The organism is Pseudomonas sp. LH1G9 (assembly GCF_002949975.1).
GTDB classification, from domain to species: Bacteria; Pseudomonadota; Gammaproteobacteria; order Pseudomonadales; family Pseudomonadaceae; genus Aquipseudomonas; species Aquipseudomonas veronii.
In genome coordinates this window covers 500,225-513,967 of the sequence record NZ_CP026880.1, presented here as the reverse complement: position 1 = coordinate 513,967, position 13,743 = coordinate 500,225, and the positions used below count along the sequence as shown (strand labels likewise).

10 protein-coding genes are annotated in these 13,743 nt (G+C 52.9%); all 10 read right to left on the bottom strand.

What is annotated here, in order from left to right:
* Positions 1–4: 4 nt before the first annotated feature.
* Positions 5–631 (bottom strand): hypothetical protein, encoded by a 627-nt coding sequence (locus C5F70_RS30910; RefSeq protein WP_256588349.1) that lies wholly within the window; start codon positions 629–631, stop codon positions 5–7.
* Positions 628–1,791: a DUF2142 domain-containing protein gene (locus tag C5F70_RS30905; RefSeq protein WP_256588348.1), complete on the bottom strand. Its 1,164-nt coding sequence runs from the start codon at positions 1,789–1,791 to the stop codon at positions 628–630. The genes C5F70_RS30910 and C5F70_RS30905 overlap by 4 nt, the downstream gene beginning before the upstream one ends.
* A 153-nt stretch (positions 1,792–1,944) precedes the next feature.
* Positions 1,945–6,645: a glycosyltransferase gene (locus C5F70_RS02440; protein WP_104902667.1), complete on the bottom strand. Its 4,701-nt coding sequence runs from the start codon at positions 6,643–6,645 to the stop codon at positions 1,945–1,947.
* Positions 6,638–7,993 (bottom strand): ABC transporter ATP-binding protein, encoded by a 1,356-nt coding sequence (locus C5F70_RS02435; RefSeq protein ID WP_104902666.1) that lies wholly within the window; start codon positions 7,991–7,993, stop codon positions 6,638–6,640. The genes C5F70_RS02440 and C5F70_RS02435 overlap by 8 nt, the downstream gene beginning before the upstream one ends.
* Positions 7,983–8,810 carry an ABC transporter permease gene (locus C5F70_RS02430; protein ID WP_104902665.1) on the bottom strand — a complete coding sequence of 276 codons (828 nt, stop codon included), beginning with the start codon at positions 8,808–8,810 and terminating at the stop codon, positions 7,983–7,985. Before C5F70_RS02430 ends, C5F70_RS02435 begins: the two co-directional genes overlap by 11 nt.
* Positions 8,810–9,355 (bottom strand): dTDP-4-dehydrorhamnose 3,5-epimerase, encoded by a 546-nt coding sequence (rfbC, locus tag C5F70_RS02425; RefSeq protein ID WP_104902664.1) that lies wholly within the window; start codon positions 9,353–9,355, stop codon positions 8,810–8,812. Before rfbC ends, C5F70_RS02430 begins: the two co-directional genes overlap by 1 nt.
* A gap of 97 nt (positions 9,356–9,452) precedes the next feature.
* Positions 9,453–10,340: a glucose-1-phosphate thymidylyltransferase RfbA gene (gene rfbA, locus C5F70_RS02420; protein WP_104902663.1), complete on the bottom strand. Its 888-nt coding sequence runs from the start codon at positions 10,338–10,340 to the stop codon at positions 9,453–9,455.
* A gap of 2 nt (positions 10,341–10,342) precedes the next feature.
* A complete protein-coding gene (gene rfbD, locus C5F70_RS02415) occupies positions 10,343–11,239 on the bottom strand; it encodes a dTDP-4-dehydrorhamnose reductase (protein ID WP_104902662.1) in 897 nt (298 codons plus the stop codon).
* A complete protein-coding gene (gene rfbB, locus C5F70_RS02410) occupies positions 11,236–12,306 on the bottom strand; it encodes a dTDP-glucose 4,6-dehydratase (RefSeq protein ID WP_104902661.1) in 1,071 nt (356 codons plus the stop codon). The genes rfbD and rfbB overlap by 4 nt, the downstream gene beginning before the upstream one ends.
* Before the next feature lie 4 nt (positions 12,307–12,310).
* Positions 12,311–13,285 (bottom strand): glycosyltransferase family 2 protein, encoded by a 975-nt coding sequence (locus C5F70_RS02405; RefSeq protein WP_104902660.1) that lies wholly within the window; start codon positions 13,283–13,285, stop codon positions 12,311–12,313.
* Positions 13,286–13,743 lie beyond the last annotated feature (458 nt).

The following is a 13,743-nucleotide window of genomic DNA, read 5'->3' as shown; positions in this document are numbered from 1 at the left end:
AAAGTCACTGAGCAGGATGGTTGGCCTTGTCACAAAGGCTTGGCATTGCGAACAGCTGTAGAGATGAGGTGAGGGTGTAGAGAGTGACCTTGCAACCCTCTGTGTTGAGTGAGCGGGTAACCTGACCCGAATAGCCTGTGCGCAATGCCCTTGGAGCATTAAGCGCCTTGGCGACATCAGGCCGATCCTGGTCGACCGCCAATACGCCAATGACCTTTTCATTTTCAACGGCGATCACAAACTCCGGCGTACCGGCGCTTTCCGGCACATACGTCCAGCCGCTGAGCTTCCAGCCGTTGTCAACCTTGGAACCCTGGTCGATATTGCCCATCGCCGACGCATCGGCAGCGCGCGGCAGCGTCAGGTACGCCTGCGCTGTTTCAGGCACAACCAGCCGGCTGGACACTTCATCCTGAGCCAATGAAAACTTGCTCGAAGCGCCTTTACCGAGGCTTTGATAAAAAGCGTTCTGAATCGCACCACCGATGACCGACGCCTTCAGATTTCCGGCGGCAGTGATATTGGCGCTCCAACTCGACAAGTTGCTCAGCACCATGAAGACAAGCAACACGGCCAGGGCGATGCCGATTTTCTTCGCAGCACCGGTGTTTATTGGTTCATGCTCGATCATTTGGCCATCCTTTCTATCAGCCGCTTGGCGGTCAACGAAAGAAGAAGGCCTAGAAAGGGAATAGTCACAAACAAGTACCTGCCCTGGGGCTGCGGAAGTGAGTTTTGAGAAGCAATGAGGCTGAATAATGTCATGGCGGGAAACAGACCAATGATCATAACAAGGGGCAATACGTAATCCAGCGCGATGTCCCGCTTGGACTCTGTGGTGTTCAACGGTTTGATCTGGTCAAGTGCGACGCAAATAACGCCGACCAGGGCAAACGCTGCCAATTGGTAATAGGCAGTGGGGATGAATAAATTCATCCAGCCCGTCACAGAGAAATAGCTTTTCAAGGTCAACCCCAACCACGGCCAAAGGTTCGCCATGTTCAAGAAGTGGTGCCCACACCGTAAGTAGCAAGTACCAAAACCTGCAGCAGGATTGAGCCTGTGCAGATTGACGAACTCGATCTGGCCGGATATGCCCGATATTTCGCCATATTTGTGATAGACAAGCACCAGCATGGGTGCGGCCAGCACAATGGCGGCGACGATCATCGTGGGCATATGCGTCAGCACGTGCTTGTTCTTGAACACGCGCACCGACGCGACCATGACGAAGGCAAACACCAGCGCTGGAATAAAATACAGCTTGGCCATCAACATCAGGCCGATTGCCAGCCCAAAATACAGCGCGCGCTTGCGGGTGGGTAACTGTATGAAACTCGTCAGTGTGCTGATCAATAGCGCAATACTTGCCAGCCCATAGGCATCGCTGTTCAGATAACAGAACACAAACGTCACTTGTGGAATCAGGGCAATAACGCCGGCAATCAGCGCCGACATGGCTGGCGACAACCCGCTCGCGCGGGACGTGCGGAACAGCGCGCAAATGAATACGCCGCCCAGAATCCAATTGAAGCTGCGGGCACCCAGGTAGAGCATGTCAGGCGACACTATCCAGCTGCTCACATACGTGGTTGCCAAGGCGCCCAGGATGTGTGGAAAAGGAAGCCCGTGGTACCAGAACTCGCCCTTTTGCCAGGTATGCCCGGAAATAGCACCCACGAAGGACTCATGCGGCTCGGTAGCGAGCGGCAAGGCATGCGCTGCGTTCAGGTACTCCAACAAGTAAAAATGGGTCGACTCGTCGGGCGCACCATTGAAGGCAATGCCCAACGACCAACTCGCAACCACCAGAAAGTAACACGTTGCCAGTAACCACTGCCAGCTAAAGTCAGATAAGCCTGTAGTACTACAAGTTCGAATTTCATTACCCACTATCAGGCCTCTGTGCTTAATCAAAATGAGTCATCTCGCGTGCAAAACTGCTTACAATTTTACGCGAGGCGGCCACGCCAAACCGAAATCTTCATGATCCAGGGTAAGGTTCGGATTGTATGTATAGTCTTCCTGGATCTTCGGCCAACGCGCCTGAACATACAGAACCTCTTTGGAAAAACGCTCCTTCTTCTCAGGCGTATCCTCAAGGCCGCGTGTAGCCGACTCATGATGATACAACTCGGCAAAAGGCGTCCAAACATTGATGTAGCCCGCTTCCTGAACCCTCAGGCAGAAGTCGACATCATTGAACGCAATTTTGAGGTTCTCTTCGTCCAGCCCACCCACTTGCTCGAAAATAGACTTCTTGACGATCAGGCACGCCGCAGTGACTGCCGAAAACTCCTGAATCAGCGCGGCCCTGCAGAAGTAGCCGTAGTCACCTTTTGGCAGGTACTTATGCGAGTGCCCTGCGACACCGCCAACGCCGACCACGACGCCGCCATGCTGCAGGCGATCATCCGGGTACCAAAGGCGTGCCCCGACGGCGCCGATGTTTGGCTGCAGTGCAATAGACACCATCTCATCCAGCCACTCTGGTGTGATGACCTCAATGTCGTTGTTGATCAGTCCGATCAACTCACCGCGAGCCATTCTGACGGCACCATTATTTAAAGCCGAGTAATTGAACGGCCCATCGTCACGCATCACTCGAATATTATCTTGCTGATCGAGTTGGGCGAAATATTCTAGAGAGATGGGATCATCCGATCCGTTATCGATCAAGATAATTTCATAGTTAGTGTAGGTCGTCAGTTGCTGAATACTGTCAATGCACTGTTTTACCAGCGCGCAGGCGTTACGCGTGGGAATAATCAGCGTGACTAACGGCTCCACTGCTGGGCGGGCATAGTGAACCCGGTACATGCCCATCGGCAGCAGTTCGGTACGACCGATATTACCTTTGCGCTGCAGGTGCTCATCCAAGGCCTTGACGCCAGCAAGCGCTGCGTAGGGCTTTTCGTCGCCTGCCATTGCAGTACTGCCCGCGTGAATCCGCCAGTGGTAGAGCACCCGTGGAATATGCACGATTTGACTGCGATTGAGTTTCTCGGAGCAGCGCAAGGCAAGATCGTAGTCTTGAGCGCCTTCAAAGCCCGTGCGAAAACCACCAACCTCTTTCACCAGATCGGAGCGATAAACACCCAAATGGCAAACCATGTTCTGGGAGCGAAACAGAAACTCGTTCCAATCCGACTTAAAGTAAGGCGAACTGCGCTTGCCAGCAGTATCAATCTTGTCCTCGTCAGAATAAATAACACCTACATCCGGGTTGTCATGAATAGCACGGGCAACCCAATACAGAGCGTTCTCCGGCAGAAGGTCATCATTGTCCATCAAGGCAATGTACTGGCCCGACGCTAATATCAGTGCAGAATTGCTGGCGTTGGAGATATGACCATTTTCCTCGCGGAATACTACCTTGATACGCTTGTCTTGAGCCTTGAGTGACTCGAGATAGGTAATCACCTGCGCATCGGTGGAAGCATCATCGGCTATGCACAACTCCCAGTTCTTGTAGAGCTGCGACTGAACGCTCTCGACCGCTTCACGCAACAGGTCCAAAGGCGGATTGTAAACAGGCATGATGATCGAAATCAGCGGATTCGTTTTCCACTTGCGGATCTCTTCACTGATTTTCCAACGGCCGTTATCATCCATGGTGTCGTAATACTCGACCCACCGCGAATAATCGTGGCGGTCGGGCACTTCACGGGTCTCCTGGCCAACAAAGGCAAAGTTACTTGCCCCGGCAACCCAAACTACCCGCGCCTTCAAGCCTGCAGCGCCTTGTTGGCGCCACACCGCGATCGCCTTGCGTGCTGTACTGCGTAGTCCACCACCTCGACGGATCACCGCTGGCAATAACCGCCATACCCTTTTAACTTGGCTAACGCGCCTTAAAAGATTGCGAAAGGGCGCGGTCGCCTTCCAGCTGGATGATGACTGCATGGCAATAATGTGCAAATTCAAGTTATGGATATGCGTGTCTTTCTGAATCTGCTGCAACCGCAATTGCTCTTCGAGGTTGCAGATGTGAGCATCCTTATCCTTCAAAGACCCTTGCCATTTGGCCAACGTATTTTGCAACTCTTCATCTTTAAGAGCTACCTGGTGATGCAGCGTCTCGATAATCTGTAGCCGCTCCACTTCTGAATGTGCATGTTCGAGCGCCGTAGAAGCGATGAATTCTTCGATCTGTGAGTCTTTTTCGCCCAGCGCAAGATTGTATTGCTCAGTCAGGAGCTGAAGGGCTGCCTTATGCTCCTCACTGAGAAGCTGAATGGAGACTTTGGTCTCTTCACTCAATAGACGAAGTTGCTCAACGACCGCCTGAACCTCTCTGTCTTTTTCTCGAGTAGTTTGAGCGATTACCTCGGTATAATTTGAAGTAATAGATGTCTTCAACAGCCCAAGCACGTCATTGATTTGTCGATTAGAGTCGACAATCAGATCAAGCTTGCTATTTGAGTCAAGAATCTGGTCAAGTTTACTGCTTGAGTCCAGAATTAGATCGAGCTTGTTTTGCAGTTCGAAATTAGGATTTGTCAGTTCAGATTGATTCAGCACATTAATCTCTTGAGCAAGCTGCTCTTCCGTGAGTAAAGTAAGACTTACTTCCAGCTCAAGCAGGTCTATGCCACTGAGCGCTTCACCAGCTAAAGGAATCGCTAAACTCGGATCATCACTCAGCGCCAGATAAAGCGTATTGCGACCAACTTGGGGAATTCGCACGGCGGATGCAATGACAAGCGGATGACTAATGTCATCCTGCCACTCCATAACCGTTTCGCCGCTAGAGTACACCTTGATGGTATGAATGGAAAAGCTTTGACGTCGGTTGATCGGGTCAAACCGCAACTGCACACCAGGTGGCAAGCCAGGAGGGAGGGTAAACCGGATCAGTTGACGCCCATCATCGACCACTTGGAGCAACGAAGACTCTTCTGAAAAGTGACCAGCTGTATCACTCACATAGAGTTTTGCGTGCTTGGAGGGCGGGTACACAGCTCCCAGTTTGTGAATAATTGCTTCGGGTGACCAGTTGAGAAACTGATTTGCGTCGGCACCGGTAACCCGCTCTTGAAAGGCAGCTTCGGTAGCGATATAGCGTGTGATGTCCTCAGCGCTTATATCCATATCTGCGCTTGCTAACAGCTGCGTCACGAACTCCTGACGACTGATCGTAGAAGCACTGGGGTAGAAGGGATTCGCAGCGGCCATCAGCAAAAGTAGTGCCCGCATCATCAAATAGCCGAGTTCAACCCCCTCATCCATCTCCCACTCGATATCAATAAACTGCGGCTTATTGCGCTCATCGATTACGATGTTTTGCGGGACGGCATCAATATAACGGCCGGGAAGCAGAGACTTGGCTGAAGAAAGTTTTACGTCAGAGCCCTCTTCATCCAGTAGTATTTGCAGACAAGCCAGATACTTCTGTAAAAAGGGGGTAAACCCTTGCACGCTCCAGTCGCGGCGCGCAGCAACATCTAGGAACTCAAGGCTGAGCACGCTGCCTTTCGCGTAGGCGTCCACGCGGGGAAGCACATATTTGAAGCCGTCGTCGAGGTTCGCTTGCGCCTCATCGCCTATTAGATTACCCAGCTTTCTATAGTGGACCTGAATACCCTGCGGCGTTTTAACAAACAATGACTCCTTACAGTAGCGAGTCTTTCTACCCGTGCTGTAATGGTAGGCAAGCACGTCAGTGTCGAAAGGTTCGCTGTTTTCGGAAGACGCCACGACCAAGAAAGAGTTGGCTAGGTCCATGCCCAGACTATTGTCGATGACAACGGACCAAGCCTTCTCGAGGTTGAAAGTGGTCAGCTCTGGAAGCTGTGGGTCTTTCTTGACGTTCTGCCACGCCAAGGCAGAGGCATCGAAATCGTCGCATCCGAAGCCACTCTCAGTAATGATCGAGTTGGGTAGTTTATAATCCGGACTCGGCGCCAGAAAACTCGAAGCGGTAAACCCGGCTCGGGTGACAAGGTCCTTGAGCTCCTTCTTACCATAGGTTTTGGGCTGCCCATGTTCGTATCGGCCTTCGATGCCATACATTGTAATGCCGACATGGTCTTCAGGCGCACCCGCAAAATACTTGAGCCCCAACTGGTTTTCGATGGCGATGAAAAGATGCCCATCAGGCTTGAGCAATTGACGAACGCGCATCAGCATCGCCAAGGCGGGATCTTCCGCATTACTGAACATGCTTGCGTACTCGAGTACGCCAATAAGCGTGATGACATCGAATTGCTCATCGACCTTGAAATCGTCGAATCGCTCAGCCAGAACAGTTACGTTATCCAGTTCACGCGTGCGGCTCGCAGCTATTCCCGCCCGTCGAGGGCTGCCTTCCAGGCATAGAAGGTCTGCTCCGCATTCGCCGAGATAACGACTGATAGCGCCGCAGCCGGCACCGATTTCCAACACGCGAGACTTGAACAAGTGCTCAAACGGACGAAGGATATTAGCGCGTGTGGCGCTTAGGTGATAAAGCTTTGCCCAGTCGGTGCAGTACTGCGGAAGCTCATCTGACAAGACAGACACGTCTTTGGCGTTATGAATTATACCTGCGAGTTCAGCTTCGGAGCTATCACCATCACTGTAGGCAATACCCTGAAAATCAGAGCGCACCCACACATTTGTTTCACCATCCTTGGTATAACCATATTGATCGAGTTTAAACATTTGGGTCTACCGGATCGATTGTCATAGCAGCGGCAAGGTCAATCAGCCCCAACAACTTGGGAGTGGGTTCGACAACCAAATGAATGGAGTCATAACGCCTATCATGGGGAATGATGTCTTCGCCCTCTCTAGAGGCGATCCCTAAGGAAATAAAATAATCACCAGTAGCTAGTCTGTTTACGAACTTCACGCTGGCGATGGCCACGTTCCCAGACTCTCCCATGGATCGGGTTTCGGTACACTCCAACAAATAGGAGTTCGTGCCGTAGACCGTTACACCTTCCTTGGTTTTAATGGTGAATCCGAGAATTGGGTTAATCACTGGACGGTTAAACTTAAATGACACACCGAGTACAACTTCCTCACCCGACTCTATGCTCGCCGGAAACTCACGTCCGTTCGCACTCAAATGAAAATCCATTAACGTAGCAGCCCCATCCCCCCAACGATATTCATGTGGGTTATAGCCGATACGTGATGCATAAACATCGCTTTCCAGAGACAAGTGTAGAGTTTTCTCGATTAGCGCCACGGGCTCTGCGGTCACCGCCGCAGGGTTCGAAGGCTCATCAGCACTGGTATTACGACCAAACAAAATGTCGGTGTAGCGATTGATCACCGGGCGTGACTCTCCGATCATTTCAACCCGGCTTTGTTCCAATAGAATTGCGCGCGAGCAGTGCGTCACTACTTGCTCGCTGGAATGGGTCACTAGCAGGATACTAGTTCCGTTCTCTTTAAGCTGGCGCAGACGCTCGAAGCATTTGGCTTGAAATCGGGCATCACCTACCGAGAGCGCTTCATCCACAACAAGAATCTCAGGATCGACTTGTGCCTGGACTGCAAACGCAAGCCTGACCGCCATACCACTAGAATAGGCCTTCACCGGCTGATCGAGAAATTCTCCGATGTCCGCAAAACTGGCAATAGCATCAAAGCGATCGTTCACCTCATTACGCGTCAGGCCCAGAACCGCTGCGTTCAGGTAGACGTTTTCACGCCCAGTAAACTCAGGGTTGAAGCCTGAGCCCAACTCGAGCAATGCAGCGATACGCCCACGCGTTTCAATTTCGCCCATCGTCGGCGTCAACGTGCCACAAATGATCTGCAGCAGTGTGGACTTGCCTGATCCATTGCGACCTACGACACCTACCGTTTCGCCTTTTTTGACTTCAAAACTGATGTCACGCAGGGCCCAGAACTCTTTGCCATAGGTGGTGACTTGATCGCCCGCCCACCGCTGGAAACGCGGCACGATAGCTTGTTTCAGGCGATCACGAGGTTTGTCATAGGTGTAAAAACATTTGGAGACATTCCGAACGCTGATTACCGATTGATCAGATGACATCAGCGAACCCTTTACGTGTCTTTTGAAAGAACCAGAAGCCAATTGAAGCAATAAGTACCCCAATGACGATAGCCACACCTAGACTGCCCCAATGCGGGAGGTGGCCGAATAGCAGGACACTTCGACTTTCCTCAATTATGTAAGTCAGCGGATTGAGTTTTAGCCATGGCTTATAAACTTCAGGCAGCGCTGCTACCGGATAAAGCACAGGAGAAAGAAACAACAAGACGGTGGTAAGGACCGTAATCACGTGACCTACATCTCGCAGATAAACACCCAGCGAGGCCAACAACCAGCTTATTCCTAGGGTCGCTAGTATCAGTGGCACCAGGATCAAAGGAAACAGGAGTGCCGTCCAATAGAGTTGGCCGGTGATCAAGAACTGGGCGGCCAGTAATACGATCAGACTGATACAGCTATGGAACAGTGCAGAACCCAGGGTAATGACCGGCAAAATCTCCAACGGGAAGACTACTTTTTTTACATAGTTACTGTTGGTCATCACCAGAGAAGGTGCACGGTTAGCGCATTCAGCAAACAACCCATGAACGATCATGCCCACAAACAACAGGATCGCGAAACCACCTTTACCGGTATCAACACCGACCCAGCGAGATTTGAAAATCTCAGAGAACACGAAGGTATAAACCGCAAGCATCAGGATCGGGTTAAAAAATGACCATGTCAGCCCCATGACCGAACCGCGGTAGCGTCCGATCACTTCGCGCTTAGTCATTTGTGAGATCAACGAACGATTTTTCCAGAGGCTGGCCACCATGCTGACCGGCCCAGCTGAAGGTTTCAGGTGCGGGTCCACTATTCAAACACCTCAGCGTTAACAAAACGCGGGGCATTTGCATCTTTGGCGGACAGGGTGGGCGAATCGAAAAACGGCCAATCGATTGCGACGTCGGAATCGTTCCACGCCAGGCTCCGTTCGTGCTCAGGAGCCCAGTAGTCCGTGGTTTTGTAGAGAAATTCAGCACTCTCTGAAAGGACCACAAAGCCATGTGCGAACCCTTCTGGAATCCAGAGTTGAGACCTATTGCTGGCGCTAAGATGCGCCCCCACCCACTTGCCAAAGGTGGCAGAGCTTTTGCGCAGATCGACGGCTACGTCAAACACCTCGCCATGGGTGACCCGTACCAGCTTTCCCTGGGGCTGTTTGATCTGATAGTGCAAACCGCGAAGTACACCCTTTGCCGATTTGGAATGGTTGTCCTGGACGAAATTAACGGACTTTCCGACAGCCGCCTCGAACACCTTCTGATTGAAGCTTTCATAGAAAAAGCCCCGCTCATCCCCGAAAACTTTCGGCTCAAACAGAAAAACGTCCGGGATGACAAGTGGGGTAGCTCTCATCTTTAAAATATCTCCAAAGTGTAGCCAGCGCTGGTTTTTCGGCGCTGCTGGTCAAAAAGTGATTTCAAGGCAACTACAAAAAAGCTTGGCGAACGCCCTATAAAAAAATCTTTTCGTGCAGGAGGCGCTTCAGATATTGACCGTAACCATTCTTGGAGAGTGGCGCCGCGAGTTTTTCCAGCTGCTCAGCATCAATCCACTTCTGCCGGAACGCAATCTCTTCAGGGCAGGCCACTTTAAGCCCTTGGCGGTGCTCAAGTGTGGCAATGAAGTGACTGGCCTCAAGTAACGATTCATGGGTGCCGGTATCCAACCAGGCATAACCGCGACCCATGATTTCCACAGAGAGCTTGCCTCGCTCCATATAAATACGGTTTAGGTCAGTAATTTCCAGCTCGCCACGAGGTGAAGGCTTGATGCCCTTGGCAATCTCGACCACATCTTGGTCATAGAAATAGAGCCCCGTTACCGCATAGTTGGACTTGGGCTGAAGCGGCTTCTCTTCCAGGCTGATTGCCTTACCCTGGTCGTCAAACTCGACGACACCGTAACGCTCCGGATCATTCACGTGATAAGCAAAAACACTGGCGCCATCTTGGCGATGCATGGCGCTGTTGAGCAGCTCATTGAAATGATGACCATGATAGATATTGTCGCCCAGCACCAGTGCTGACAGATCGTTGCCGATAAAATCCTCACCAATGATAAAAGCTTGGGCCAGACCATCCGGGGAGGCCTGCACTGCATAAGAAATACTCAACCCCCACTTGCTACCATCGCCTAACAATTGCTCAAAGCGAGGCGTGTCCTGCGGCGTCGAGATGATCAATATGTCGCGAATACCCGCCAGCATCAGCGTGGTCAGCGGGTAGTAGATCATCGGCTTGTCGTAAACCGGCAGCAATTGCTTGGAGATTGCCAAGGTTGCAGGGTGCAGGCGTGTGCCTGAACCACCGGCCAAAATGATTCCTTTACGTTTAAGCATGTTCATTTCTCTAGAATTTCTATAAGCATCCGTGCCACACCGTCCTGCCATTCAGGCAGGCGCAATGAGAAGGCATTCTGCAGTTTTTGAGTGTCGAGTCGGGAATTGCCAGGGCGTTTGGCCGGCGTCGGGTAAGCCGCGGTGGTGATCGCGCCCACGTTGGCCGGTTCGACCTTGAGCTGCACCCCTGCCGCTTGCGCCTGTTCGAGCACGAAGCGGGCATAGCGGTGCCAGGTGGTCTCGCCCGCTGCGGCGAAGTGATACACCCCGCTCAACTGCGGGTTTGAGCCCATGGTGCGGATCGCGTGAGCGGTGACGTCGGCCAGCAGGTCCGCCCCGGTGGGCGCGCCGAACTGGTCGTCAATCACGTTCAGGCTGTCTCGCTCGATGGCTAGGCGCAGCATGGTCTTGGCGAAGTTGTTACCGCGCGCTGCGTAGACCCAGCTGGTACGGAAGATCAGATGTGCACAACCACTGGCCTGAATGGCCTGCTCGCCTTGCAGCTTGGTCGTACCGTAGACGCTCAGCGGCCCTACCGGGTCGCTTTCCAGCCAAGGGGTTTCGCCGGTGCCGGCGAACACGTAGTCGGTGGAATAGTGCACCAGCAGGGCATTCAGCTTCAGCGCCTCGGCGGCCAGTACCGCCGGGGCTTCTGCGTTGACACGCAGGGCCTGGGCAGGCTCGATTTCGGCTTTGTCGACGGCGGTGTAGGCGGCAGCGTTGACGATGACGTCAGGCGCAAACCGCTGCACGGTCGCGGCCAGCCCCTGCAGGTCGTTCAGGTCGCCGCAGTAGTCCTGGCTTTTCGAGTCGAGCGCAAGCACTTGGCCCAAAGGGGCCAAGCTGCGTTGAAGCTCCCATCCCACCTGGCCATTTTTGCCAAGTAGAAGGATCCTCATGCCGAACGCTCGGCGTAGTTTTTTTCTACCCATTCGCGGTACGAACCCGATTGGATATTGCTCACCCAATCTTGGTTGTCCAGGTACCACTCCACGGTTTTGCGAATACCGGTCTCGAAGGTCTCAGCCGGCTTCCAACCCAACTCACGCTCCAGTTTGCGCGCGTCGATGGCATAACGGCGGTCATGGCCAGGGCGGTCCGTCACGTAAGCAATCTGATCGCTGTAAGGCTTGCCATTCGCTTGAGGGCGCAACTCATCGAGCAAGGCGCAAACGGTGTGAACGATGTCCAGGTTTGGCTTTTCGTTCCAGCCGCCCACGTTATAGACCTCGCCCACAGTGCCCGCTTCCAGTACTCGACGGATGGCGCTGCAGTGGTCTTTTACGTACAGCCAGTCACGAATTTGCTGACCGTCGCCGTACACTGGAAGCGCTTTGCCTGCCAGTGCGTTGACGATCATCAACGGAATCAGTTTTTCCGGGAAATGGAACGGCCCATAGTTGTTCGAGCAATTGGTCGTCAGTACCGGCAAGCCATAGGTATGGTGATAGGCACGAACCAAGTGGTCGCTTGCAGCCTTGCTCGCCGAGTAAGGGCTGTTAGGCTCGTACTGGTGAGTTTCGGTGAACGCTGCATCATCTTTGGCCAGGGAGCCATAGACTTCGTCGGTCGAAACATGCAGGAAGCGGAAGGACTGCTGTGCATCGGCATCCAGGCCTTTCCAGTAGGCACGTACCGCCTCCAGCAAACGGAAGGTACCGACGACGTTAGTCTCGATGAAGTCTTCCGGGCCGTGAATGGAGCGGTCAACGTGCGACTCGGCAGCAAAGTTCAGGATAGCGCGCGGCTTGTGCTCAGCGAGCAAGCGCTGCACCAGCTGGCTATCGGCGATATCGCCCTGTACGAATACATGGCGCTTGTCACCCTCCAGCGAGCTGAGGTTCTCCAGGTTGCCGGCATACGTCAGCTTGTCCAGATTAATGACCGGCTCATCCGCCTGGGCTACCCAGTCCAATACAAAGTTTGCACCGATAAAGCCAGCACCGCCGGTTACTAAGATAGTCATTGAGTCAGATCTTTTTCAGTAGTGTTGCAAAAATTAGCCCGAGGTTCCCCATCAGTGTCTGCCGGTATAAACCGGCCGACCGAAACCCCAGCACTCGTCTAAATAACGTTTGACTCCGCGCACATTTAAAACGCGCAAGAGTCGTTCGATGCTCTTCGCAAAGACGATGCTGCATGGCTTCGAGTGCGCGAATATTCAGTTCGTTCCACTCGTAAAAACGTCCTTGAAAGATCATCCGTAGCCGAACCAGGCGAGCTGCCCAGCTGGAGTTGCTGCCAATCAGATTTTCATCATGCTGGCGGTACTGCATTCTAGGCTCGGGATCATAGTGAACGATGCCTCCCGCCCCCGTGACAAGCTGATACGCCCACCAATCGTGAGAAGGCACTACTACGTCCGCACCCGCCTCCACAATCAGCTTGCGAGCAGCCTGGTTAAAAACCATCGTATTGCCGCCCGCGATACTCTGAACCAACGCGTTAGAGAAATGCGGAGGCAGGGAGAAAAGCGGTGAAAAACCAAGCGCCCCCCCCGAGTCGCCTACCAACTGCGTGCGACCACAGTAGAGTGCAGGCACATCCGAAGGCTGGCTCTGCAACCAATCAACCGCCACCTGCAGCTTTTCATCATTCCAAATATCGTCTTGATCGCACCACGCAAAATAATCAGCCTGGATATCGGTCCGACAAGTCAGCGAGAGGAAATTGGCGACGAAGCCTTTTTGAGGGCCCGACACCACGCTTAGCCGGTGACTGCCCCAACGACTACAGTATTGCTGAAAAATCGCCAACGAGCTGTCTTTGGAACCATCGTCCGAAATGACTAACGTCCAGTCACGATGCATCTGCCGCTCAATAGAGTCGAGCTGTTCCGCAAGAAACGTCTCACCATTGTACGAACACATCAAAATCGCGACTCTTGCAACGCAAACGTCGTTAGGTAGAGCATTGGAAAGGCTGCGCGATACGAAAATAGACACAATATCCCTTGGGAGCGCACTACATATCCTGCTGGGAGGTAGGATATAGGCCGACAATAAGGTGGAAATTATTACAGTATTAGTTTGTAAGGGCAATCTTACTTGTGACCGGCGGTCAACCACCGGGAGCCCGTCACGCGCCCTACGATGAGGCATTGCACCTCTAGCCCGCAGCTCCTTGCCTGAGCCTCCAGATCGTATCAAGCCCCGCTTCCAAAACCGTGGCGCGCCGATGCTCCCGCGCTAGCAGCGCTTCGACCGAATGAATAGGAGCAATCTTACAAACAACCACCCGAAAAACCTCTTCCGCCCGCCCCCCCCCAGAGGTCGGTAAACGCCGCGAAAGGCATGACTCATATTCAGTTATGATGCGTCGAAAACTCCAACCCCGAGTGCCGACTGATCTATATCAACGAACGCGGAATCGCCGAAGCTGCGCACTGGATGAGCAACTCGAT